The 24017-nt window shown below is 62.2% G+C and carries 24 protein-coding genes and 3 pseudogenes; 10 read left to right on the forward strand and 17 right to left on the reverse strand.

The genetic code is table 11. The features are described 5' to 3' along the window. Positions 1–343 precede the first annotated feature (343 nt). A pseudogene (locus E5P3_RS06175) lies at positions 344–1368 on the forward strand (IS30 family transposase). 347 nt (positions 1369–1715) lie between these two features. Here the strand turns inward: E5P3_RS06175 and E5P3_RS06180 are convergent. The 10 genes and pseudogenes from E5P3_RS06180 to E5P3_RS06215 all read right to left on the reverse strand — a co-directional run bounded on the left by E5P3_RS06180 (position 1716) and on the right by E5P3_RS06215 (position 7468). Beyond that, positions 1716–1859: a hypothetical protein gene (locus E5P3_RS06180; protein WP_443083234.1), complete on the reverse strand. Its 144-nt coding sequence runs from the start codon at positions 1857–1859 to the stop codon at positions 1716–1718. A gap of 148 nt (positions 1860–2007) precedes the next feature. Then, a pseudogene (locus tag E5P3_RS06185) lies at positions 2008–2307 on the reverse strand (NmrA family transcriptional regulator); the annotation flags it as partial. Next, a pseudogene (locus E5P3_RS35705) lies at positions 2306–2451 on the reverse strand (MBL fold metallo-hydrolase); the annotation flags it as partial. The pseudogenes E5P3_RS06185 and E5P3_RS35705, both read right to left, overlap by 2 nt. Before the next feature lie 52 nt (positions 2452–2503). Beyond that, positions 2504–2812 carry a DUF2798 domain-containing protein gene (locus E5P3_RS36310; protein ID WP_162585180.1) on the reverse strand — a complete coding sequence of 103 codons (309 nt, stop codon included), beginning with the start codon at positions 2810–2812 and terminating at the stop codon, positions 2504–2506. After that, on the reverse strand, positions 2769–4277 hold the full coding sequence (locus E5P3_RS06195; protein ID WP_162585181.1) for a fumarate hydratase: 1509 nt from the start codon (positions 4275–4277) through the stop codon (positions 2769–2771). The genes E5P3_RS36310 and E5P3_RS06195 overlap by 44 nt, the downstream gene beginning before the upstream one ends. A 25-nt stretch (positions 4278–4302) precedes the next feature. Continuing rightward, complete coding sequence (locus tag E5P3_RS36440; RefSeq protein ID WP_443083235.1) at positions 4303–4551, reverse strand: glutathione S-transferase C-terminal domain-containing protein; 249 nt, start codon at positions 4549–4551, stop codon at positions 4303–4305. Then, complete coding sequence (locus E5P3_RS36315) at positions 4552–4953, reverse strand: glutathione S-transferase N-terminal domain-containing protein (protein ID WP_332107371.1); 402 nt, start codon at positions 4951–4953, stop codon at positions 4552–4554. After that, positions 4953–5651: a fumarylacetoacetate hydrolase family protein gene (locus E5P3_RS06205; protein ID WP_162585182.1), complete on the reverse strand. Its 699-nt coding sequence runs from the start codon at positions 5649–5651 to the stop codon at positions 4953–4955. Before E5P3_RS06205 ends, E5P3_RS36315 begins: the two co-directional genes overlap by 1 nt. Positions 5652–5755: 104 nt before the next feature. Continuing rightward, entirely contained in the window at positions 5756–6544 is a 789-nt protein-coding gene (locus tag E5P3_RS06210) for an IclR family transcriptional regulator domain-containing protein (protein WP_162585183.1), read from the reverse strand. A gap of 9 nt (positions 6545–6553) precedes the next feature. Next, positions 6554–7468: a LysR family transcriptional regulator gene (locus E5P3_RS06215; protein ID WP_162585184.1), complete on the reverse strand. Its 915-nt coding sequence runs from the start codon at positions 7466–7468 to the stop codon at positions 6554–6556. 273 nt (positions 7469–7741) lie between these two features. Here E5P3_RS06215 and gtdA point away from each other — a divergent pair, with 273 nt between their 5' ends. The 3 genes from gtdA (at position 7742) to E5P3_RS06230 (ending at position 11584) form a co-directional block, all read left to right on the forward strand. Then, a complete protein-coding gene (gene gtdA, locus E5P3_RS06220) occupies positions 7742–8791 on the forward strand; it encodes a gentisate 1,2-dioxygenase (protein WP_269473972.1) in 1050 nt (349 codons plus the stop codon). Further along, positions 8788–10170, forward strand: coding sequence for a glutathione-disulfide reductase (gene gor, locus E5P3_RS06225; protein WP_162585185.1), 1383 nt, complete (start codon positions 8788–8790; stop codon positions 10168–10170). Before gtdA ends, gor begins: the two co-directional genes overlap by 4 nt. 211 nt (positions 10171–10381) lie before the next feature. Then, on the forward strand, positions 10382–11584 hold the full coding sequence (locus E5P3_RS06230; RefSeq protein ID WP_162585186.1) for a porin: 1203 nt from the start codon (positions 10382–10384) through the stop codon (positions 11582–11584). A gap of 109 nt (positions 11585–11693) precedes the next feature. Here E5P3_RS06230 and E5P3_RS06235 read toward each other — a convergent pair whose 3' ends face one another. Next, positions 11694–12908 (reverse strand): FAD-dependent monooxygenase, encoded by a 1215-nt coding sequence (locus tag E5P3_RS06235; RefSeq protein ID WP_162585187.1) that lies wholly within the window; start codon positions 12906–12908, stop codon positions 11694–11696. A 62-nt stretch (positions 12909–12970) separates the two neighbouring features. Then, on the reverse strand, positions 12971–13708 hold the full coding sequence (locus E5P3_RS06240) for a glutathione S-transferase family protein (protein WP_162585188.1): 738 nt from the start codon (positions 13706–13708) through the stop codon (positions 12971–12973). Between the two features lie 452 nt (positions 13709–14160). On the opposite strand from E5P3_RS06240, the gene E5P3_RS06245 reads away from it, so the two are divergent. Beyond that, a complete protein-coding gene (locus E5P3_RS06245; RefSeq protein WP_232072999.1) occupies positions 14161–15105 on the forward strand; it encodes a Bug family tripartite tricarboxylate transporter substrate binding protein in 945 nt (314 codons plus the stop codon). A gap of 207 nt (positions 15106–15312) precedes the next feature. Here the strand turns inward: E5P3_RS06245 and E5P3_RS06250 are convergent, their stop codons facing one another. Both E5P3_RS06250 and E5P3_RS06255 read right to left on the reverse strand, forming a co-directional pair. Beyond that, a complete protein-coding gene (locus tag E5P3_RS06250; protein ID WP_162585190.1) occupies positions 15313–15549 on the reverse strand; it encodes a tautomerase family protein in 237 nt (78 codons plus the stop codon). 10 nt (positions 15550–15559) lie between these two features. After that, positions 15560–15730: a hypothetical protein gene (locus tag E5P3_RS06255; RefSeq protein ID WP_162585191.1), complete on the reverse strand. Its 171-nt coding sequence runs from the start codon at positions 15728–15730 to the stop codon at positions 15560–15562. A 146-nt stretch (positions 15731–15876) separates the two neighbouring features. Between E5P3_RS06255 and E5P3_RS06260 the strand changes: the two genes are divergently transcribed. Beyond that, positions 15877–16848, forward strand: coding sequence for a Bug family tripartite tricarboxylate transporter substrate binding protein (locus tag E5P3_RS06260; RefSeq protein ID WP_162585192.1), 972 nt, complete (start codon positions 15877–15879; stop codon positions 16846–16848). Here E5P3_RS06260 and E5P3_RS06265 read toward each other — a convergent pair. Next, entirely contained in the window at positions 16842–17597 is a 756-nt protein-coding gene (locus E5P3_RS06265; RefSeq protein WP_162585193.1) for a helix-turn-helix domain-containing protein, read from the reverse strand. The two genes, E5P3_RS06260 and E5P3_RS06265, sit on opposite strands and share 7 nt — an antisense overlap. Before the next feature lie 320 nt (positions 17598–17917). On the opposite strand from E5P3_RS06265, the gene E5P3_RS06270 reads away from it, so the two are divergent. From E5P3_RS06270 to E5P3_RS06285, 4 genes are all read left to right on the forward strand, one after another. Then, entirely contained in the window at positions 17918–18058 is a 141-nt protein-coding gene (locus E5P3_RS06270) for a hypothetical protein (protein ID WP_162585194.1), read from the forward strand. 24 nt (positions 18059–18082) lie between these two features. Continuing rightward, positions 18083–19057 carry a LysR family transcriptional regulator gene (locus E5P3_RS06275; RefSeq protein ID WP_162585195.1) on the forward strand — a complete coding sequence of 325 codons (975 nt, stop codon included), beginning with the start codon at positions 18083–18085 and terminating at the stop codon, positions 19055–19057. Positions 19058–19111: 54 nt separating this feature from the next. Then, positions 19112–21916 (forward strand): ATP-binding protein, encoded by a 2805-nt coding sequence (locus tag E5P3_RS06280; RefSeq protein ID WP_162585196.1) that lies wholly within the window; start codon positions 19112–19114, stop codon positions 21914–21916. A 181-nt stretch (positions 21917–22097) separates the two neighbouring features. Then, complete coding sequence (locus E5P3_RS06285; protein ID WP_162585197.1) at positions 22098–22796, forward strand: LuxR C-terminal-related transcriptional regulator; 699 nt, start codon at positions 22098–22100, stop codon at positions 22794–22796. A 6-nt stretch (positions 22797–22802) separates the two neighbouring features. On the opposite strand, the gene E5P3_RS06290 is transcribed toward E5P3_RS06285, so the two are convergent. Together E5P3_RS06290 and E5P3_RS06295 are read right to left on the reverse strand one after the other, a co-directional pair. Continuing rightward, positions 22803–23459 carry a VOC family protein gene (locus tag E5P3_RS06290; protein WP_197893942.1) on the reverse strand — a complete coding sequence of 219 codons (657 nt, stop codon included), beginning with the start codon at positions 23457–23459 and terminating at the stop codon, positions 22803–22805. Positions 23460–23491: 32 nt separating this feature from the next. Beyond that, a complete protein-coding gene (locus E5P3_RS06295; RefSeq protein WP_232073001.1) occupies positions 23492–24016 on the reverse strand; it encodes a DUF6130 family protein in 525 nt (174 codons plus the stop codon). Position 24017 lies beyond the last annotated feature (1 nt).

The following is a 24017-nucleotide window of genomic DNA, read 5'->3' on the forward strand; positions in this document are numbered from 1 at the left end:
CCTCGGCAGTTGCTTTTCAATAACAAGCTGCGCCGCGCAATGGCCGCTATCAGCATTTAGCCCGAGCTGCCGTTCACGCTGAACGTCCGAGATCAGTTGCGGATTCCACCGGTCGATGCAACACACTGATGACTGCCGTAGGCAGAAGGAGTGTTGCAGATGGCTTACCGGACGCGAACCTACTACACAGACAGCCAGAAGGCATTGATGTGGGAGCGATGGAGGCAGGGATGGACCCTCCATCAGATCGCTCAGCTGCTTAATCGGCCCCACACGTCAGTACAGGGAATTCTGTGGCGGCCTCAATTCTGAAGTGCAACACCTCATCGCCTAAGGTGTGCACATGAATGAACGAACAAGGTACCAGCAGCTTCAACCCGAGGACCGGATGACGATGGCAAGCATGCGTCAGCAGGGTTCGAGCATGCGGGCCACGGCCCGCATGCTCGGGCGCTCGGCGTCCACCATCAGCCAAGAGTTGGAGCGCAACACGCTGGCCGAGTTGCCCTACGCCTCGCACTCGGCGCAGGTGAGCAGCAAGGGGCGGCGCCAAGCCGCACGTCCGCTACGCAAGCTCGACATGCAGGGTGTTGGCTGGGGCGTGGTGCTCACCCTGCTGGACTGGAGGTGGTCGCCGCAGCAGATCGCGGGTACCCTGAAGCGCGTCTTCCCCAACGAGCCCGAGCGCCACGTGTTCCACGAAACCATTTGCACGGCCATCTACGCGCAGCCGCGAGGCGAGCTTCGACGTCAGCTCATCGCCTGCCTGCGCCGCGGGCGCAGCACGCGCATGCCGCGCACCCGAGGCGACGATCGCCGCGGCCAGATCCCCGAAATGGCGAGCATCCACGTGCGCCCGCTCGAGGTGGACGACCGCGTCATGCCGGGTCACTGGGAAGGCGACTTCATCAAGGGCGCGGGCAACCAGTCCTCGGTGGGCGTGCTGGTCGAGCGCACGAGTCGTCTGGTGCTGCTGGCCAGGATGGACGACGCGACGGCCGCCTCGGCGCTCGCGGGCTTCTCTGCAAAGCTCAATTCGATTGCCGAGCCGCTGCGCCAGAGCCTGACCTACGACCAGGGCAAGGAGCTGACTCGGCACAAGGAGCTGACGGCACAGACCGGTGTGAAGATCTACTTTTGCGACCCGCACAGTCCGTGGCAGCGTGGCACTGCGAGAACACCAACGGGCTGCTGCGCCAGTACCTGCCCAAGGGCACCGACCTGAGCGTGTTCAGCCAGGACGAGCTCGACGCGATCGCCGACAGCATGAACAACCGGCCACGCGCCACGCATGCGTGGCACTCGCCCCTGGAAGTGTTCGCACGAACACTCGCATCGTCCCATCAACCGCCAGCGTCAATTCACTGACTCAACCCTGTTGCGCTTCAGACTTGAAACCGCCCGCCAAACATGAAAAGTGTGTTTACCGGACTGAGCGAATCGTGAGTCCGAAGCCGGGCGTCGGAGCCCGGCGGGTTTCGTCCATGCCTCTCGCGAGTTGTTCGCGAGAAAAAGGGCGGCGCGATCCACCGGCTCATATGAGCGCTTCTCGAACTTGACTCGGCCATTGGACATTCGTCTCGACTGAAGACTTCCGATTGCGCCCCCAGTCCAGCACGCCTGGTCGACCTCGGGACAAATCGGCTGGCGCGCGCGCCCCTTCCATAGCGTTGTAGAGAGGGCGCTCTCGGAATTGTTCTTCGCCGACAGTCGAGTCAGGGTGCCAGCGCAACGATGTTGGGGATGCCGCTTCTGGCCATCTTGGCGTAGGGGCAGAAACTTTCGGTGTTGCGCACCAGCTCCTCGGCCACGCTGGTCTCGACGCCGGGGAGATGGATCCTCACCTCGGCCGCGAGCATGAACAGTCCATCGCCTCTCCGCCGCGCACCGTCACGGTCGTCGAATAGATAGGCCCGAACTCCTGCCCCAGGTACTTGTCGAGCAGCGCGACGGGCGGAGCCTGCAACCGCGCCATGGTTGAACGGTCTTCCGCGGGCGCCGCTCTGCTCAGCGCGCAGGTTTCGGGAGCGCGAACCAGGCTTCGAAATCGAGCATGCCGATACGCGGGTTGTCGCCGGGCACGAGCGTGTCGTCCTTCAGCTCGGCACCGAAATAGCGTGCGTGCGCGTGTTCCATCACTTGGCGCGGGTCGTGGGTTGCGGCCAGAAAGCGCCGCACGAGATCGCACAGGCGCACGCGCTCGGGACCCGCAATCTCGACCACCCCGTTCACCGGCGAACCGCGGGTGTAGTCCGCCACCGCCGAGGCGACGTCGTCCGAGGCGACCGGCTGCACGAACGCCGGCGTCGGTCACCGACTTGAGCTCGATGCCGGCGGCGGCCAGTCGCTGAGGGAACTGGCCGGCGCGCGAGAGCCCGGGAACTGTCCTCCAAGGCCTGCGTCGATGAGGATGGTCTGCTCGCCGCTGCGGGCGACCATCACGTTCAAAGGCCTACCGGGCGGCGGCGCAGTGAGAGCCAGGCGCTCCGGACGTGACAGGCGCTTACCTTTCGCGCGTCATCCATGTCACAGCACTCCGGAATAGCGGCGCAGCCAGGAAAACGAACGGAAGGATTGCAATCCATGAGAAGAGCCATGACCGAATCCACCTTTGGAGAAAGTCGCCACTGTTCCAGAATGCATGGCTCGCGATGCCCGACGCCACCAAGCTCGTGAGGCCCGACTGCATCGCGGCGAAGACGAAGTGTCCATAGCGGGCGGGGACCCTTATCGGCTTCGCCAATTGACGACTCCAGCGGCGCGCTGGTTCAGTTTTCAACGGAGATCTTCCATTGTCGTGGCCCGGTGTCATGGACGCTCGTGCCCTTGGCGTCTACGGCTACGACCACAGGCATGTCAACCACACCGAACTCGAAGATTGCCTCCATCCCAAGGTCGGCGAAGGCCAGCACCCTCGATGTTCTGATTGCTTTCGACGCGAGATACGCGGCGCCGCCGGTAGCCGTCAGATACACGCTCTCGTTCTTCCTTATCTCCTCGATCGCCAGGGGCCCTCTCTCAGCCTTTCCGATCATTCCAATCAGGCCGGTCTTCTGCAACATCATGCCGGTGAACTTGTCCATTCGTGTGGAAGTCGTCGGGCCCGCTGGCCCGACCACCTCGTTCCGGACAGGATCGACTGGGCCCACGTAGTAGATCATGCGTCCGGCGAAGTCCACAGGCAGGGGTTCTCCCTTGTCGATCAGTTCCTGGATGCGCTTGTGCGCGGCATCGCGCCCCGTCAACATGCGTCCGGACAATAGCAGTGTCTCCCCGGGCTTCCAGCGTCTTGTCTCGCCCTTGGTCAACGTATCCAGATTCACCCGTCTGCTGTTGCTGGCATTCGGCGACCAGTGAATGTCGGGCCACCGGTCGAGCGACGGTGGATCGAGGTAGACCGGGCCAGTTCCGTCCATCGCGAAATGCGCATGCCGCGTTGCGGCGCAGTTGGGGATCATCGCGACCGGCTTGCTTGCCGCATGGGTCGCATGAAGCCGGATCTTCACATCCAGAACCGTGGTCAGGCCTCCGAGACCTTGCGCACCAATGCCCAGATCGTTGACACGCTCGAAGATCTCCAACCGCAGTTCCTCGAGCCTGTCCGTGGGACCGCGCCTCCTCAGCTCATGCATGTCGATCGGCTCGGTCAGGCATTCCTTCGCCATCGACATGGCTTTCTCGGAGGTTCCGCCGACGCCGATCCCCAGCACGCCTGGCGGGCACCACCCCGCTCCGAGCAAAGGGACGGTCTTGAGTACCCAATCCACAAGCGAATCGCTGGGCATGAGGATCTCGAACTTGCTCTTGTTCTCGCTTCCTCCGCCCTTGGCCATGACGACCACATCCAGCCTGTTGCCGGGTACGACTGTCATGTGCACAACAGCGGGGGTGTTGTCAACCGTATTCCGTCGATCGAACTCAGGATCGGCCACCATGCTGGCACGGAGCGTGTTCGAAGGATCGAGATAGGCCTGCCGCACCCCGGCGTTCACGGCGTCTTCTATGGTTCCCCGAAAACCCTGCAGGCGTGTTTCCATCCCAATCTTGAGGAACACATTGATGATCCCGGTGTCCTGACATATTGGCCGTCGTCCTTCGGCGCACATCCTCGAGTTCTCCAAGATCTGGGCGATCGCATCTTTCGCCGGAACGCTCTCCTCGCGTTCGTAGGCCTGGGCGAGATGGCTGATGTACTCGACGGGATGGAAATAGCTGATGTACTGCAGCGAAGCGGCAATGCTCTCAACAAAGTCGTCGTAGTCAATGACGGTGGGCATGGACTGATCCCGTCGCGAAGTCAGGTCAGTGAGCCACATAGTCGGGCTGCGAGCTCGGCGCTGCCGCGTTGAACGCCGGATGCCTCTGGCAGAAGGCGAAGTGCTGCCCGAGTCGGGGGTACTGGCTGAGGTCGTACCCGCCTCGCATCGCGTTCGCAACCTTGGGAACGATGCAGCAGTCCGCCAGGGTCGGTGTCGACCCCACGCACCAACCTTCGCGCGCCGGCAGCATGGCCTCGAGAGTTCGGAACCCTGTCGTCCACCAATGCTCCACTCACGTCTGGCATTGGTCGTCGGTCAGCCTGAGCTCATCTCTCAGGTACCGCTGAACCCTCATGTTGTTGAGCGGATGCATCTCGCATGCGACGCACAGAGAGATCTCCAGTACCTCGGTTCGGAGACCCCTCTCTTGAGGAATCAGTAGGGGCTCCGGCTGAAGCCAGTCGAGGTAGTCGATGATGGCCAGTGACTGCGTGAGCGTCCTATCGTCGTGGTTCAGCACAGGCACGAGGCCGGCGGGATTCACCCCTCTGTATGCCTCTGCGTGCTGTTCGCCCTTGCGCAGATTGACCCCGATGTGCCTCCATTCGAGATTCTTCAGACCCAATGCAATACGCACTCGATAGGTCGTCGAACTGTTGAAGAACGAGTACAGATCAATCTCCGGCGCCTTCATCAGATGACTTTCACTTCGATCTCGCCGACGCCCTCTACTCCGCCGCGCATGGTTTCCCCCTGGACCACGGGGCCGATGCCCTCTGGCGTTCCGGTGAAGACCAGGTCACCCGGTTGAAGTTCGAAAAAGCTCGAGAGCCGCGCGATGATCTCGGGAACCGACCAGATCAACTTGGCAAGGTCGCTTCTCTGACGATCCTTGCCATCCACCTGCAGCCAGATCTCGCCCTTCACCGGGTGGCCGACATCTGCCACCGGGTGCAGCAGGCCGACCGGCGCTGATTGATCAAAGGCCTTGCCGACTTCCCAGGGGCGCCCTCCCTTGCGGGCGCCGACCTGAATGTCGCGGCGGGTCATGTCGAGGCCGGCCGCGTAGCCAAAGATGTGATCGTTGGCCCGCTCAACAGCTATGTCGCGACCTGCCAAGCCGATGGCGACTACCAGTTCCATCTCGAAGTGATAGTCGCTTGTTTGTGAAGGGTAGGGGATCTGAGCGTGATCCGATGGATCTGCAGGAACCACGGCGTCCGTCGGTTTGCAGAAGAAGAAGGGGGCCTCCCGATCCGGATCGAACCCCATCTCGCGAACATGCGCCGCATAGTTCCGTCCGACACAATAGATGCGTCGCACCGGGAAGCTCGTCTTGCCATCTGCCATGGGGATCGATGTGGGAGGGCTAGGCTCGAAGGCATATTTCATGGGGTCTGTCCTGTGTCGCTGCATGCGTTGCTGTAGATCGAGCACTATCCTCAAGCAGGGGTGCATTGACAAGACAGCACCGTCGATCATCGCCATTCGCCCGGCTAATAACCGTCTGCACCCATGCCAGGTCCTTCGCCGGTGAGTTTGGACGCAAGTTCGGCTGCGCACTCCTGCAACCGAGGTGCAAACTTCCGGACGGCATCGGCCGAAGAGATGGCGGATGGAATGTAGGTGATGGCGATCGCGCAGCGGGCGAATCCGCCAACGAGAACTGGCACCGCGATGCTGCCTGTCTCTTTCATGAATCCATCTTCGCGCAACGCATACCCGTCGTTTCGCACCTTTGCGAGCAGCTGCCGCATGGCAGCGGGGGCTACCGCGGCGCCGAGGCTTGGGTCGCCGGATCCGATGACGCGGTCCAACACAGCATCAACGATCCTCTCGGGAAGATTTGCCAGATACGCACGCCCGCAAGCGGTGACCAGCAAGGGGATTCGCAATCCGATATAGGCACGGTCGAACGTCCATGGGCTGACGCGTCTTGTCGTTCGACGCATGATCATCGTGTCATCGAAGAACGTGAAAAGATCCGTCGGCCAGATAACCTCCGCCTGCAGGCGATCCAGGAGTGGCCCGGCAAATTCCGTGATCCACGCGTCCTCGTCGTAGCCTTCACTCAGATGTTTGACAAGCGGCGTGAGACGATAACTCTGGGTCTGTTCGTCAGGGGAAAGGTATCCGGCCTTGTGCAGCGTCCCGACAATTCTGTACAGGGCGGCTCTTGAGATGCCAGTCGCCTGGTGCAGCTTGAGGATGCTTGCGCCATTGTCGAGGTTCAGCGCGCGCAGAACCGCCAATGCTCTGAGAACACCGCGCATCTCTGCTTCCATGGAGGTCCGCTACGCGGGTTCGCAAAACAGCTTGACCAACACCGACCGCAGCCACCGATTTCCGGGGTCATCGTGCTGGCATCGGTGCCAGTGTTGCTTGACGTCATACGAGGGAAAATCGAAAGGTGCTTGCAGTGAACAAAGACTCGCGGAGCTGGAGAACATCTTCCCTATGGATTCGGGAACCGTCACGATCAGGTCGGTGGAGGCGATGACCATCGGGATGCTGAGGAAGTGCGGACAGCGGAGCAATTCGCGCCGCTTCAGGCCGTGGGCTTTCAGGTATTGCTCGACGATCTCCTGACTTCGGCCTTCAGTTTGGACGACCGCGTGAGAGAACTGCAGGAATTGCTCCTGAGTCAGTCCGGTTTTTGCCATTGGATGAGTCCGATTCACGAGGCACACGAAACCGTGACTGAACAGGCGCTGCTGGAAGACATCGGATCCCTGAAGATCCGGAAAGTATCCCATGGCCAGGTCAACTTCTCCGCGCTGCAACGTGGCCGCGAGGTCGCGCGGCGGCATGGACACAGTGACGATGTCAATCCCGGGGGCCATGGTTGCCAGGCTTCCCAGCATCTTCGGAAGGAAGGTCATCTCGCCGAGGTCCGACATCGCGATCGTGAATGTGCGCTGTGCAGTCAGAGGGACGAAGTCCGGTGCCAGAAGCACGTTCTCTCGCACGCTCGCCAGCAACGACTGGACCACTGGTGCGAGATCTACCGCACGCGCGGAAGGCTGCACGCCATCGCGAGACTTCATAAAGAGCACGTCGCCGATCTGAGTCCTCAGGCGCTTGAGCGAATGCGAAAGCGCGGGCTGGCTCACCCCTAGTTCTTCTGATGCGCGCCCAAGGTGGCGATGGCGCCACAGCGAGTCGAAGATCCTCAGCAGGTTCAGATCGAAGTTATCAATTTGGCTCATAACCGTTATTTGCGCCCTGGCCTTGCTGAATATTCGACCGAGCGTAACACTCCGCGCAATGAGGCGTCGACTCAGCGCGATATCACAGAGGGGTTATCTACGGTGTGCTTCCCTGACCAATAGCTCAATGCCGACAGAGAGGATCAGGGCGACGAAGGGCCCGGCCTCCTTGTCGTGCACTGGGGTGCGTCAACGCGAAAGTGAGGCTCGGCAGTGGAGCCGCCATGGACCGATCCCGTGCTGAGTGAACCAGAACAAGATATGGAGATAACCTTGAAGTCAGATATTGAAGACGTTGCGCGTGACGAGTACTACGCCCGCATGGCTCTGCGCGGGCTGACTCCTTTGTGGACCGTGATGGCGGAGACGGTGCCTCCTGAACCGGTACCCGCCTGTAAGCCCGCGTTCTGGGACTACGCAGATGACATCCGCCCGGCTCTGTTGGAGGCTGCTGACCTCATCAGCGCCGATGAGGCGCAGCGAAGGGTGCTGATCCTGAACAATCCTTCCTTGTCTCGCGGCGCGACTCGAACGCTTCTATGCGCGATGCAACTCATCAAGAAGGGCGAGATTGCGCCGGCACACCGGCACACGCAATCCGCACTGCGCCTGGTGATCGAGGGGGACGGTGCATATACGGCAGTCAACGGCGAGAAAACCTACATGCGTCCCGGTGATTTCATCGTCACTCCAGCCTGGACATGGCACGACCACGGAAAGGATACCGACGGATCAATGATCTGGCTGGACGGATTGGACATTCCACTGGTCAATCATCTGGGAGCGACGTTCTCGGAAGAGTACGAATCGCCGCAGGTAGCGGAGAGCAGGAAGCCCGATCACTCGCGTGCGCGTTACGGCTCCGGTCTGTTGCCGCTCGAGCCGGTTGCCACGACTCACCATTCCCCGGTCTTCAGCTACCCCTATGAGAAGGCACGCGAGGCCCTGGAGCTGCTGCGCCGCGAAGACGAATGGGATGCGTCCAACGGCTTGAAGATGAAGTATGCAAACCCTGTGACCGGGGGGCATGTCCTGCCCACCATCTCGAGCTTCATCCAGTTGTTGCCGAAGGGCTTTGTCGGTTCGCCCTATCGCTCAACTGAATCTACCGTGGCAACAGTCGTTGAGGGACGCGGGCGTGCGCGGGTGGGAGATCAAATCTACACCTTCGCACCCAACGACGTCTTCGTCCTGCCCAACTGGACGTGGGCCTCGCTCGAAGCCGATGAGGACTCTGTCATCTTCAGCTACTCCGATCGCGCCACGCTCGAAAAGCTCGGCTTGTTCCGCGAACAGCGTGAACCGTGCAGGGTGGTAGCGTGAGCAACAACGGAGGGCGGAGGTACGACTTCGACCTGTTCACCATTGGTGCGGGCTCAGGCGGTGTTGCCGGCTCTCGGCGAGCGGCGTCATATGGTGCCAAGGTCGGGATATGCGAGAACAGCAGAGTTGGTGGCACGTGCGTGATCCGCGGATGCGTCCCGAAGAAGCTTCTGGTGTACGGGGCCCATGTTGCCGATGAGATCTCGGACGCGGCTGGGTATGGCTGGAGCATTGGGAACGCGCGCTTCAACTGGGGACGGCTGATAGCGGCCAAGGACAAGGAGATCAGCAGGCTTAACGGCGTCTATCTGCGGATGTTGGAGGACGCAGGCGTTTCACTGCTCGAGGGGGCAGGCCGCATGGTCGATCGACATACGATTGCGATTGGGGAACGCACTGTTACCGCGGAGCGAATTCTCATCGCAACAGGCGGACGCCCGGCCTTGCCTTCGACGCCTGGGATCGAGCATGCCATCACATCCGACCAGGCGCTTGATCTGCAGGAATTGCCGCGACGCCTGCTCATCGTGGGGGGTGGCTATATCGCCGTCGAGTTTGCCGGCATCTTCCGCGCGCTGGGTGCGGAGGTCTCCGTGGCGATGCGCGGCCACGCGCTGTTGAACGGATTCGACCACGACGTACGAGAGCACCTTGCCGACGAGATGCGACACAGGGGTATCGCGATCCTGGAAGGCGTCGTCGTCGAGAGCATTCGGAAACAGGGAGAGGAACTCTCGGTCGCCATGTCCGATGGGTCCTCTCGCAAGTTCGAACAGGTTCTCTACGCCACCGGGCGCGTCCCAAACACCTCGGCGCTGCGGCTCGCGGAAGTCGGCATCGAGACCGACAGGATGGGCGCGGTGATCGTTGACAAGTTCTCGCGCACCTCGTTGCCGAACGTGTTCGCCGTGGGAGACGTCACGAATCGGCTGACACTGACCCCCGTCGCGATTGCCGAGGCTCGGGCGCTTGCGGAAACACTGTTCAACAACAACCCGGTCGTCTTCGAATCCGAGCTGGTCTCGACGGCCGTTTTCAGCCATCCGCCCGTTGCCTCGGTTGGAATGACCGAAGAGCACGCCAGAGGCTTGGGCAAGCCCATCGACGTGTACCGTTCTCGGTTTCGTCCGATGCGCCACACGCTGAGCGGGCGCCAAGAAAAGACCCTCATGAAGCTGATTGTCGACCGCGCATCCGATCTGGTGCTTGGTTGTCACATGGTGGGTGCAGACGCTGCAGAGATCATGCAGGGCCTGGCGATTGCGCTCAAGTGCTCTGCGACCAAGAAGCAGTTCGATCTGACCGTCGGCATACACCCGACCTCCGCGGAAGAGTTCGTCACGATGCGTGACCCTGTTCCCGAGTTCCAGACCGGCTAACGGGCGCGTCTCAAGCGCAATAGGCGGCGCGGGAAGTCCGTGCTGATCCAGGTGGGGCCGTCGAGCCTCGAGCGCCTTCCCGAGATCGCCTATCCAACGGCCCAATGGTCATTGATCACGGTCGACATCCTGGATCTGGGTTTCCAGCTTCGTTGAGTGGACGCGCCAAATCGATTTCGGTACCTATGCATAACTTTGGAGAAGATGAAGAATGAAAAGAACTCTGGTCGCCCTGGCTGCAATCTCAGCCGCGAGCGTCGCAACGGCCCAGTCGTCCGTGACGCTGTTCGGGGTCGTCGACGCCGCCTTCAGCAGCTACAAAAGCAAGTCTTCGAACGTCCTCGGCAACAGCGCCACCGCAAGCCGCACGGTGCTGAGCAACTCGGGCTACAACGCCAGTCGCCTGGGCTTCCGTGGCACGGAAGACCTTGGCGGGGGGCTGGCAGCAAGCTTCTGGCTCGAGGCCCCGGTTACCGCTGACGACGGCCAGACAGGAGTCTCGACTTTCTCGCGCCGCTCGACCGTCAGCTATCTGGGAGGCTTCGGTGAGATTCGGCTGGGTCGTGACTACACGCCATCGTTCTGGAACGACATCGTTTTCGATCCGTTCGGCCCCAACGGCGTGGGCACCAATCTGATCTCGACCGCCAACGGCTTCAGTAGCTCGGGTGCCATCAACAGTGGCTTCTCGGCCAACGCGAACTACGTTCGCGCGAGCAATTCGATCGGCTACTTCCTGCCGCCGGGCCTGGGGGGCGTCTACGGCCAGATCATGTACGCCTTGCATGAGAAGGACAAGTTCGTTCCGGGGAATGCAACGCCCAATGTGCCGAACAGCTCGCGCACCGGTCGCTATGTGGGAGGTCGGATTGGCTATGCCAGCGGCCCGCTGGACGTGGCCGCCGCATATGGTTCGAGCACGATCGCCGACGCGTTCCATGCGGGGCTAACCGCCAATCTGAACACGTTCAACATCGGCGCCTCGTACGACTTCGGCCCTGTCAAGCTGTCCGGCGAGTACTCCAAGGCGAAAGTCGACTCCGACACTGATGGCGTCCTTCCGGCCGGCGCCAGCAACTCCAATCCGAGCGCCGAAGGCTGGCTCCTCGCCGCAACAGTGCCCGTCGGCGCCGGGTTGATCCGCATGGCTTACTCGGCCGTCAAGCTCGCCACGAATCGGGCCGTCCCGCAGATCAACGGAGACCCGAAAGCTGACAAGCTTGCGGTCGGCTACGTGTACAACCTGTCGAAGCGTACGGCGCTGTACGCAACGGTTGCGCGCGTCGACAACAAGAACGGCTACGACCTGCTTCTTGGCGGGCCGAACTATGTGTCGAAAGTGATTGGCGTCCCCGGCGCATACAAGCCGAAGAGTTCGACCGGCTACGACTTCGGTATCCGTCACGCATTCTGATGTGAGCTGGCGTGGGTTCAGCTTCAAGGGCAAGCCCTTGAAGCTGCCTGGCGGAGAGCGAGCCGCCAGTCGCCGTTCGTCCTCGAAACGCAGAACGTGCGCCCCACGGCTACTTGCGTGACCGCCAGTCCCTCACGTAGCTGGGTGGTGCGAAGACCCAGTCCAGCCGGTCGTAGTACTCCGTCGGAGTTCGATCCACGAAGATGGAGTTGCGCACCAGTCGCTCGACGCCGGAGGCGTGATAAATCCGATCCAGCATCAATGAGGAGAGTTGAACGCGTGCCGATCGAACAATACGGATCGACTGGTACGACCTGAAGGCAGAGGGGAAATCGTCGTCATGCAGATCTGCCTCCTGTGCCAGGCAGATGGCATCTTCCATTGCCATGGCCGCGCCCTGCGCGATGTACTGGACCATCGGGTGAGCTGCGTCGCCCAGCAAAGTCACGCGGCCATCGCTCCAGTTTTCGACCGGATCCCTGTGGCGGATGACGTACCTCTGATAGCTTGGCGATAGGCGTAGCACGCTCATGGGAACATCCGTCCAGCCTTCGAAAGCCTGCATTGCTTCTTCTGCGCTGGCCTCTCCCTCTTCCACGCCCGCCACGGGTTTGACAACCGTGGCGCCAACGTTGAACTCCTTCCAGTCCCGGACGGGGTAGTAGATCAGGTGTGCGCCGGGTCCAGTCCACAGTGTGGGATAGGGCATCTGAAGGGCATGGGGCATGGCGGATGCGGGCACGAGGGCCCGGTAGATCACCGCACCGACGGCTTTCGGGTCACCGTCGTCGAGCATCTTCCTCCGGATGTTGGACCGGATGCCGTCAGCGCCAAGCAGCGCGGCTGCGTGAAGGTGTTCCCCGGATTCGAACATCACCATGACTCGACTGTCCGTCTGTACGTAGTCGATAACGCGGCTATCGGTGCGCAGCTCGATCAACCGTCCGGTCGCTCGGCAAGCTTTCAGCAACGCGCCGTGGACATCCGCGCGATGCGCCACGGCATAGGGATTGCCATACCGTGCCACGAAATCCGCGCCGCAAGGAATGTCGCTCACCTGCGTTCCTTGGATGCCATCCATCATCAGCATGCGTTCGATCAGCAAAGCATGCTGCTTTACCTCTTGACCGACGCCAAGCGCATCCAGGACGGAAAGGGCGTTTGGCGCCACCTGCAGTCCCGCTCCGACCTGACCGAACTGAGGCGCTTGTTCGCAGACAATCACGGAGAAACTCCGCTGGGCAAGAGCAAGGGCGCATGCGAGTCCGCCGATTCCTCCGCCTGAGATCACGATCGGTAGCTTGTTTCTAGGCGTGGAGCCCATTTGATTCTTCCTTGAGTACTTTGGGGAGCGCCGTACCTGCATGCGGCGCGGCAGGCCTGGGGTCAGCGGTAGGCTGCGGCGAAACGCTGCGAGTTGTCGGGCACGGCCTCTTGGTAGGCCGGACGCGCCTTGGTCCGTGCGATCCAGTCATTGAGAGCCGGCTTGCCGGTCCAGAGTCCAGTGAGATTGAGCTCTTCCAGCCGGTCAATGAAGGGAGCGGCCGCGATGTCGGCGAGGGAGTAGCTTTCTCCACCGAGCCACGGCGCTTCGGTCAAACGACGCTCCAGGCGTTCCAGCGCAGTCTTCATCGTCTGACGGGCCAATTCGACCTTCCCTTCGTCGACCGGTGCACGCGCCGCGCGACGCAGCTCTTCGGCCCTTTGCTTGTTTGGGTGCGCCGCGACCATCTCGTCCAACTCTTCGTCCGACCGCTGGGCGAGTTCCGGACTCATCATCAGCGCAAAGGTAGCCGGACGAATGGCCGGATGGAGCACATCGTCTTCATATTTCACCCAGAAGCGGGCCCTGGCCCGATCGACCGGGTTGTCGGGCATGAGCGGAACATCCGGGAAGACCTCGTCGACGTATTCATTGATCAAGGTGCTTTCATGGATCGGCACCCCGTCATGCACAAGCGTCGGAACGACGCCGTTTGGATTCAGCTTCAAGTACTCCGGCGTGGTGTGTTCAAGCTTCATGAGGTCGACGTAGTGACTCTGCCACGGCAACCTCTTTTCTGTCAGGCAGAGTCGAACCTTGATCGAACAAAACGAACGCCAATCGTGATAGAGCTCCAGCACTTGTGTCTCCTTCAAAGAAATGCTTGCTAGGAGTGACGATTATCGAAGTCGACTTGAGTCGGTCAATGGCGATCTACTCATCTGTCCGCCCACCGAACATGCCTGAATGTCGGCGCGAAGGAAGATCAGGTATTCATTAGTTCGAGGCATCACGGTCATTAGCGAGATCGTCTTGCTATCAGTCGCGTGCGGCGCAAGACTTGCTCAAGTTTGCGACGCCGCAATACGCTCGGCCGGGGTTGTCGCTCAAACGATCGGAGTTCTCTGAACTCCCGCAGATTCGTCGGCCCGCGGTGCGCGGACATCCGTCGCCAGGAGGCGTGCGGGTAATGATGGTTATTCACTGGCGCATCTTGTCGTCGTGATTCCAGAGGAACAAGATGCAGGGGCTATTTTTCCCAGTGCACATACGGAGACAAGACAATATGATTTCACCAGGCGCTGCGTTCTGCATGTTCGCACTCGTGGTTGCCCACACCGCCCCTGCAATCGCCCAGGATAGCTACCCGACGAGAAGCGTAAGGATTGTTGTTCCTTCGTCTGTGGGAGGTGGCGCCGACCTGCTGGCAAGACAGCTCGGCGCGGGGCTGCAGCAAAGGTGGAAGCAGGGCATTTCAGTGGAGAACAAGGTGGGCGGTGGCGGCAATATCGGCACGCTGGATGTCGTCCGCTCGCCGCCTGATGGCTACACGCTCCTGGTGCAGAACAGCTCGATGGTTGCGAACTACGCGATCTCGGCCAAGAAACCCTATAGCCCCGAGAAGGATTTGACCCCGATCATGCTGGTCGGCGTCTCCCCGTTGGCGGTGTTCGCCCATCCTTCATTGCGGGCCAACAATATTCGGGATCTGGTCAGCCTCGCCAACGCAGATCCGGGGGCCATGTCATACGGCTCGTGCGGCGTGGGAACGCCACATCACTTTGCGATGGAGATACTCAAGATCAAGCTCGCAATGAAGATCGAACATGTGAGCTATAAGGGCTGCTCACCTGAGGTGACAGACGTCGTCGCAGGGCAGGTTCCTCTAGGAATTGCAACGGCCAACCTGATTGCTCCGTACGTGGCGACCGGCAGGCTGAAGGTACTGGGCGTCTCCGGTTCAAAGCCCCATCAGCTGCTACCTGGATCGCCGACGCTGGAGAGCCAGGGCCTTTCGATCCAGGACTTCTCGATCTGGTACGCGCTGATGGGGCCAGCGAACATGCCTGCGCATCTGGTCAATCGCATCGCGTCCGATGCCGCGCAGATTCTGGATAGCCCCACTGTTCGGACGGCGCTATCCAATGCCGGCGTCGAGCCGTTAAGGGGAGGGCCCGAAGTACTTGCCAAGAGGATCAGCCTTGAAATGGATCAGCTTTCAAAGCTCGCAAAACAGGCAAACATACAACCTGAATAGCGGCGCTTCCGCGTCAAGCGGATCGCACCTGGCCAATATGACTCCTCACCAGCCCACCGGGATGAGCGGGGCTGCGACGCGGGCCTGCATCGCGGCAATCACAGTGCCACCAAGCCGATGAATGTGCGCGGCGTGGCCCTATCGCAATGCGCACCCGAGCTGCGCCGCAAGCCAAGCTTGTCGACTCACCATCTTCAGTACTGATCGCTATTTCGGCGTCGCGGCGCGCTGTCGGCGGAACTCAAGCGCGGGCAGGCCGCCCCAGCCCCAATTGTCGGTGTCGACCTCCTCGATGATCACGAAGGTACTGTCGAGCGGCTTGTTCAGCACATCGCGCAGCATCTCGCTGACTCCCTTGATCAGGGCGGCCTTCTCTTGGGCAGTGACCGCGCTGGCTCCTTGCTGAGTGCCTTCGCGAGTGACCTGGATTGTGACAATTGGCATGATCTTCTCCTTAAGTTGCTGGGCGCGCGATGTTTGTCGCGAAATGATTGTCCGCGATGTTGCGATAGCCGGGAGCGACCTCTATCGCAAGAGCGACCTGGATACCGCCGGGGATCAGCGGCAAGCGTCCGCTGCGCGCCGGCATCCACATTCGGGTGAGCTTGTTCAACGGGTCGGCCATGGCCAAGTCCTGACCGACAGACGACATCGTGTTTGGCGATAAGGCTTATCGCAATGGTCGGCTTTCGCTGCCGACACCAAGTCGATAGATTCGCGTCAATCCATCCTGGGCGCGCGCGCCGACCTCACTTTATGAAGAGACAAACCATGCCGATTCGACGACGTGCGCTGCTGACGCTTGCTTCGCTTGCCATGACATGCGATGTGGCATTGGCGCAAGCCTTCCCCTCCAGGCCGATCCGGCTGATCGTCCCCTTTCCCCCGGCTTCCAATCCCGATATCCTCGCGCGCCTGGTGGCCGAATCGGCTGCTGCAAGGCTGAAGCAGCCGATCGTCGTCGACAACAAGCCAGGGGCGGGCGGCATGCTCGGTTCCGACGCTGGTGCCAAGGCTCCTGCAGATGGCTACACCTTGCTGGTGGGTGACTCGGGCCCGCTTTCCATCGCGCCCTGGCTCTACGCCAAGATGCCGTACGTCCCCGGCAGGAGCTTCACGGCGGTCGCGGGGCTCGTGTCGGTTCCGATCGTCATGATCGTCCCCCAGCCTTCGAGCGCACATTCGCCCGGCGACATCGTGGCGCAGGCCAAGTCCCGGCCCGAGCATCTGCTCTACGGCTCTCTCGGGGTCGGCTCGATCCATCACCTGGCCGTCGAGGTCCTTTCCGCGACAGCGGGAATCAGACTCACGCACATCCCGTACAAGGGCAACGCGGAACTGGCGGCCGCGGTCGTGAACGGCGACGTGCAGATGGCCTTCAGCGGCATTCCTGCGGTCCAGGCTTTCGTGAAGGACAACAGGCTGCGTGCGATCGCCATCAGCACGGCGCACCGCTCGGCGGTACTGCCCGAGTTGAAGACGATGCAGGAGCAAGGCATCGCCGGCTTCGAAGTGGCGCCGACCATCGGCATTGTCGCGCCCACGGGCGTGCCCGCGGATCGGCTGAAAATTCTGGAGGATGCGTTCCTTGCGGCCATGAAAGACCCGAAGCTCTCGCGTCGCATCGAAGGGCTGGGCATGGTGCAGCGCCCGACGGACGGCGCAGGCTACCAGACCATCATCGCCTCGGAACTGGAGCGATACGGCCGCATCCTGAAGGCGGCCGGCATTCAGCCTCAGTGAGGCTGAAGCAGCGCTGCTGCGATGTTCGCGGCACAGGCGCGCAACAGAGGCTCGTAGCGAACGATCACCTCTTCAGGCTTCAACGCGGACGCAATATAGGTCACCGCGATGCTGCAGCGGGCAATGCCGTCCACGAGCACCGGTACTGCGATGCTGTTGGTCTCTCGCATGAAGCCCACCTCGCGCATTGCGTACCCGTCGTCTCGTACGCGCTCCAGCATCCGACGCGCAGCTGCGAGCTCTTGGTTGTGCCTCCCGTTCTCCGGGATCAGGCGCTCCAGCACCAGGTCGCGATCGCGCGGCTGCTGGTGAGCCAGATAGGCACGCCCGCAGGCGGTCACGAGCAGCGGAATGCGCAGGCCGACGGCTACCTTGTCGAAGGTCCATGGGCTCACGCGGCGCGTGGTCCGGCACATGATCATCGTGTCATCGAAGAAGCAGAACAGGTCCGTTGGCCAGATCACCTCACGCTGCAGTTCATCAAGAAGTGGACCGGCCGCCTCGGTGATCCATGCTTCCTCGTCGTAGCCGGCGCTGAGCTGTTTGACCAGAGGCGTCAGGCGGAGAGACTCCGATGCCGGGTCGTAGCGGAGGTAGCCGGCCTCTTCGAGGGTGCGCACGACCCGATAAACCGCTGGACGGGAGATGCCGGCGGCCTGCGCAATGCGCGAGACGCCGGCACCCGGATGGGCATTGATGGTACGCAGCACGGTCAAGGCGCGCGCCACGCCGCGGCTGGTCTCGCTCATGGTGAGCGCCGCCCGGGTCGCAGGGCGCTATCGAGGCCGTGGCCACTTCGACGTTTGGTGCGAGAAGCGCCAGCTGTATGTCGATGACGCCGGATGGGACGGACGATGCGCATAAGGGTCAGATCGAACTGAGACATGTCTTGACGAACGGTGGCCGGCACGGCGGGAAGAGAGGAGTGGCTCGCATGCTACCGCCGCGACGACCCCGCGTTGACTCGCGGCGGCTGACGCCAGCTGGTCGTCCGCTGCGCGGACGACTCGGCAGAACGCCGTTGACCGGGCGGCATGCGTCTTTCTAACCTGCACCCTCGATCGATTCGATGACGAAGGACAAAATCATGCTGGAGCCGTACGACTTGATGGAGCTCGAACACACAAGAGCCGAGTACATCGCCATCGCCGTACCCGACAACACGCAGCGCATCGTGGCAGCGTACCAGCGCCGCTCTCGTCTTAGATGATGGACCCGCTCGGCAGCCTGCCCCATGGACCTGCGCAGCTTCGATCTCAATCTCCTGCTCGTGTTCGACGCCCTGTTGCGTACGCGCAGCGTGACCGTGGCTGCGGAGCAGACCGGCATGCGTCAATCGTCCATGAGCGGAGCGCTCACGCGCCTGCGCACGGCGCTGAACGACCCGCTGTTCGTGAAGTGCGGAGCGGGCATGGCGCCCACGGGGCTTGCGCTTGAGCTGGCCGGCCCGGTCCAGGCCGGCCTGGTCCAGATCACGAGCGCGCTCGCAGCCCGGGAGGTCTTCGATCCGGCTACCAGCAAGCGTCGCTTCGTGCTTTACATGAGCGACACGGCGCAGCTCGTTTTCCTGCCTTCACTGCTGGAAGTGATACGGCGTGAGGCGCCCGGCGTGGAGGTCCAGACCTGCCAGTGCGATATTCGCCAAGCCAATCGGATGATGGCCGAAGGCGGCATTGACCTGGCGGTTGGCTTCTTCTTGACCATCGACGAGTCGCTGCACCGAAGCACGCTCTTCGAGTCGCCATACGCGCTCATCGCCAGCATCTCGCATCCCTCGATTCAGGGCAGTTGCACGCTGGAGCAACTCGCGGCTGCACCCCATCTCGTCTACCGTCCGGCTGTTGGCAGCCATCGCGCCATCGATGAGGGCATCTTCGAAATGCTTGCGCAGTTCGCCAAGCCACGGCGGAAGGTGCTGGAGGTCAGCCACGGACTCGGCCTGGCAGAGGTGATCGCGCGCACAGATCTGGTGGCATGCATCCCGCGGCCCCTCGCAGAACTGTGTGCACGCGGCAACCAGGTTCAGGTGCTCCCCTTGCCCGTGACCATGCCGACAATGACCATCGCGCAGTACTGGCACGAGCGGGTGCACCGCGACGGTGGCTCCGTGTGGCTGAGGGGATTGATGCGGCGCCTGTTTCGGGAAGGCTGGCGCAACGATCACGCCGTCGTTGATTCAACGTCCGACTTCAGCCACATTCCATCCTGAGCGCTGGCAAACCGTGCGGCTTGTGATTTCGCCCCACGCATCGGAGCATTTGCAATGACAAGGAACACCACCGAGGCAGATCTCAGGTTCGGCTCCTTCCTGTTGTCGCCAAGCCGCAAAGTGTTGCTCGACGGCGACAAGCCGGTTCGACTGGGAAGCCGAGCTTTCGATCTCCTCGTCGCGCTCGTGGAGCGCGGGGGGCAAGTCGTCAGCCGCAAGGAGCTCGAGGCACTGGTGTGGCCCGCCACTGTCGTCGAGGAAACCAGCCTTCGTGTGCATGTGTCCGCGCTGCGCAAGCTATTGGGCGACGGACACGACGGAGCTCGCTTCATCACCAACGTGCCCGGTCGCGGCTACTGCTTTGTTTCACCCGTCGTGGCATTGCCTTCGTCGCACGATGAGCATCATCACGCCGTTTCCACCCCGCACAACCTCCCGGTCCATCTGACTGCGATGATTGGCCGCGCCGAGGCAGTCGAACAGCTGAGTGCGCTATTGCCCGAGCGGCGCTTCGTCACCATTGCAGGACCAGGAGGCATGGGCAAGACGACCGTGGCGCTGGCCGTGGCCGAGCAGCTTCTGGGCCTGTTCGGCGACGGTGTGCGCTTCGTCGACCTGGCACCGATCGCGCAGGAGCCGAGGGTCGCGGATGCCGTCGCGACTGCGCTGGAAGTCTCTGCGTCGCGGGATCACGCGTTACCCGCGCTGTGCTCATTCCTGCGCGACAAGAGATTCCTGATCGTGCTGGACAACTGCGAGCACGTCATCGATGCCGCAGCCTATGTGGCCGAGATCTTGCTGAAGAGCGCCACCCACCTGTCGATCCTGGCGACCAGCCGCGAGCCGCTGCTTGCCGAGGGCGAATGGGTCTACCGGCTGCCTCCGCTCGGGATGCCGTCGCCATCGGAGGAACTGACTGCGGCCCGCGCCCTCGAGTTCCCCGCAATTCGGCTGTTTGCACAGCGGGCGGGTGCGGCTGCCGACGGCTACTCGCTCTCCGACGCCGACGCGCCATTGCTCGGACGGCTGTGCCGGCAGCTCGATGGCATCCCGCTCGCCATCGAGTTCGCGGCAGCACGCGTCGACAGTCTTGGCGTGCGCGGGCTGGCGGCCGGTCTGAGCGACCGATTGCGCCTCCTGACACGCGGCCGCCGCACAGACCTGCCGCGCCATCGGACCCTGAAGGCGACGCTCGACTGGAGCTTCAAGCTTCTGTCGATACCGGAGCAGATCGTGCTGAGCCGCGTCGCAGTGTTTGTCGAAGCCTTCACGCTCGACGCAGCTCGGGCGGTGGCGTCCGACGAAAGAATCTCGCGCGGCGAGGTGGCGGAGTGCGTGGTGAATCTGGTCGCCAAGTCGTTGATCTCCAGCTTCACAGGCGACAGTGTCATTCGGTACCGGCAGCTGGAGACGACCCGCGCGTACGCCCTTGAACAGCTCATTGCCGGCGGCGAAAGCGCCCACGCGTCCGAGCGCCACGCCCTCTACTTCCTTGAACTGCTGACGCGTGCCGAGGAAGACTGGAGTTCCATGCCGCGCGCCGCCTGGATCGAAAGCTATTGCGCGAGCATGGAGGACGTCTGGATTGCCATCGGATGGTGCTTCTCGAGCGACGAGAATGCCGGTGTCGGCGTCCGCCTCACGGCGGCTGCGTTGCTGCCGGTCTACGAGCTCGGGTTGCTGGACGCACACTACGGCCGGATCGATCAGGCCCTTCAAAGGATCCACCTCCTGACTCCAGAGCAGCCGGAGATCGAGATGCGGCTCAACGCGGCGCTGCTCTTCCCGGGCGGTCGCCTCGACTATCAGCGCCAGCCATTGGCCGAGGTCGTCGAGCGCAACCTGGACCTGGCGCGCCGACTGCGCAAGCCGAAGTACCACGTGGCTGCGTTGTACGGCCTGTGGGGAAGGCATTTCCGCATGGGCGAGTACGCGTTGGCGATGGCGGTCGCGCGCGAGATGAAGGCATGCGCGCTGGATGCAGCAGATCCCGAAGCCCTGCTGCTGTCTGATCGTCTGCTGGCGCAATCCGGTCACTTCATGGGTGATCATATGGAGGCCCTGCGCCATGCCCGTAGCGTGCTGCGCGAGCCATCCCGAAGGATGCCGCTCGAATACGTCAGTCCTGTTCCTCATTCCGTAGCAATGCGCGTCGTGCTCGCGCGAACGCTTTGGCTCCAGGGGGCCGCCGATCAGGCCCTTGCGATGGCAGACGAATGCATGCAGTATGCGGCTGCGAACCCTTTCGCGTTCACCCAGTCTCTCGCGCTGGCGGCGTGTCCCATCGCACTGTGGCGAGGCGAGAAGAAGCGCGCCCGCGAGCTCGTGGACAAGCTGATCGAACATTCTGCGAGGCACCCGTCGGCCTACTGGCAACCCTGGGGTCACTGCTACCACGCGGTGTTGTCAATCCAGGAAGTCGAGGCTACGTCGGCGGACCCACGGCTTTCTGGACTCATGCCCGAAACAACCAACGTGATGGTGCAAGATTGCATCGCCACCCTGTCGGAAGAGGACATTGGAGAGACCGTTCTCCAGCGCGTGCTGGACGGTCGTGTGGGATGGTGCGCCGCCGAGGTGCTGCGCCGGCATGGCGAAAGCATCCTGAAGCACGGCAGCACGGAAGCGACCGTTTCAGAAGCGGAATCCCTCTTCACGAGATCACTGGAAATATCGCGCAAACAGGGTGCGCAGGCCTGGGAACTGCGCGCCGCCACGAGCCTCGGGCGGCTGTGGCGCTCCTGCGGCCGCGCGACGGCGGCCTCTCAGCTTGTTCGTTCGTCCTTTGAGCGGTTCACCGAGGGTCTCGAGGATGCCGATCTCCGCACGGCACGCGACCTGCTCGAAGAAATGGCCTAGCCCCCGGGCGCGGCGGCGAGCTTTGCCATACGGCCACGGATGTCGATCGCATCCCGGTCCTCGCCGACTGCGCCTGGCTTCACGTCTATTCACACGGATTCACTCGCGCCTCCAGCTGATCAGGGTTCATCATGGGTGTCATGCGTTCCGGTCACTTTTGCCGATCACGAGGAGATTGCAGATGCCGATCCCTTATCACGCGATAGACACGACGCCCGCTTTCCACATAAGCGATCGTTTACCTCCGGCGGGCCCGGCACGTCTCGACACGGTCGTGATCGGCACCACTTCCCCGGCACTGCGCTTCGGCCTGGAGGGCCTGATCGGTACCCTGCCGGAACTGCATCTGGCCGGTTCGGCAAGCACGCTGCCCGAGTTGGCGCAAGCGTGCTCACGCGCCGGTCCTTGTCTTGCGCTGACAGACGGCCTTGCGGCCGATGGCAGCGTCGCCCAACTCATCCATCGCCTTGCTTCCCATGCAAGACTGGTGCGGATCGTCCTCATTACCGATGGCTGCCGGACGGTGACCGTGCGCGAGGCGTTCAAGAGCGGCGTTCTCGGCTTCGTCAGACCGAGTGACGGCATCGACGAGATTCGCAGCGCTTTGCAGAGGGTGGCGACCGGTCAGCGCCACATTCCCGGCGATATCGCCACCCACTTGGCGGAATCGCTGGAACTGGAGGACCTGACCAGCCGCGAAATGCAGGTCCTGGACCTGCTGTCACTCGGCCGATGCAACAAGTCGATCGCCAATGAGCTCGATGTGGCCGTGGGTACCGTCAAGACTCATGTCAGAGCGATCATGTGCAAGCTTGATGCACCCTCTCGAATGGCGGCGATCCTGGAAGCCAATCGTCTGGGACTCATCAGGATTGCCTAGGGCCTGCTAACAAGTGGGTACTGGCCCGCCGGTAAGCTCCGCGAAAAGGTAGTCGGCATACCATCGCGGCCAGTTTGCGTCGTACTCCGTGCCCGTGCGCTCCTCATGCTCGCCGTGTGCGATGGCAGTTCGCCGCAGAGCCGCCTCCAGCTCGGCCCGCGAGTTGAATTGCGCGGTCTTCGTATCGACCCGGCCAGGCAGGCGAGACGTGACTTCTTGCAGCAGCCACGCGTTGCCGTCCGGATCGTTGAATGCGGCGTACGAACAGTACGTCTGCCTGGCCGCATGCGGCCCCGGTGCGGGCGCTTCCCCCGGCATTCGGTGGAAGATTTCTCCTACCTCGATGCCGCGCTGGATCAGTTCGGATCGGGCCGCTTCGATGTTCGTCACCGCGAGAAGGAGCCCATGTGCGGATTCGGGGGGCGCAGGCGTAATGCCATTTCCGATGTGCACCGAACACGAGGATCCCGGCGGCGTGAACTGAAGTGCGCGGAACGACTCGCCATTGGCGAGGTCGGCATCCAGGCGCCATCCAAGCTGTTCGTAGAAGCGCTTGGCTCGCTCTACGTCCGAGACGGGGATCGTGATCACCTCGAGCTTGAAATCCGATCTCGACAGTTCGGCCGCTCCCACCGGAACGCCGGGGCCTTCTGACATGCTCATTACAGCTCCTTGGTTGTGCCTGGTTGCGGCAATCAGTGCCTGTGAGGGTCCGGGCCGGCCTGACCGGGGACGCTGATGGCGATGGTTTCGGTTGCCACGATCTTGTGCACCGGGGTGGCGACTTCAATGCGCATCTTGTGCAGGCCGGGCTGCAAGCCCACCACGATGATGGGATCTTCGCTCGTGTGAGCCCAAGTGCCTGGGCGATCATCGACGGTCACGTGAAGGTGGCCTACCCGTGGTGACACACCGAGCGCGCCATCGCCGAAGACGGGGATGATGCGCATGTTCTCGGTACGGTACTGAACAATGACCACGCCTCGCGCCAGCGGCTCGGCCAATGGTGGATAGACAACGAGCCTGGGCGGCGCCTCGTCGGACAGCGGAATCACGGCGGCTGGGCCGCCGATGTCGCCATTTGTCTGGGCCGATCCCGCCGTGCAGCAAAGAGCGAGTCCGACTGCGCAAGCGAGGTGGCGGAAGGTGGATCGTGTGGCATCTGCAGCACGGATCGGGGCGAAAGGCAGTGCTGCTGCCGAGTTTCGTGATGTTTTCATG

Source organism: Variovorax sp. RA8 (assembly GCF_901827175.1).
Taxonomy (GTDB): Bacteria; Pseudomonadota; Gammaproteobacteria; order Burkholderiales; family Burkholderiaceae_C; genus Variovorax.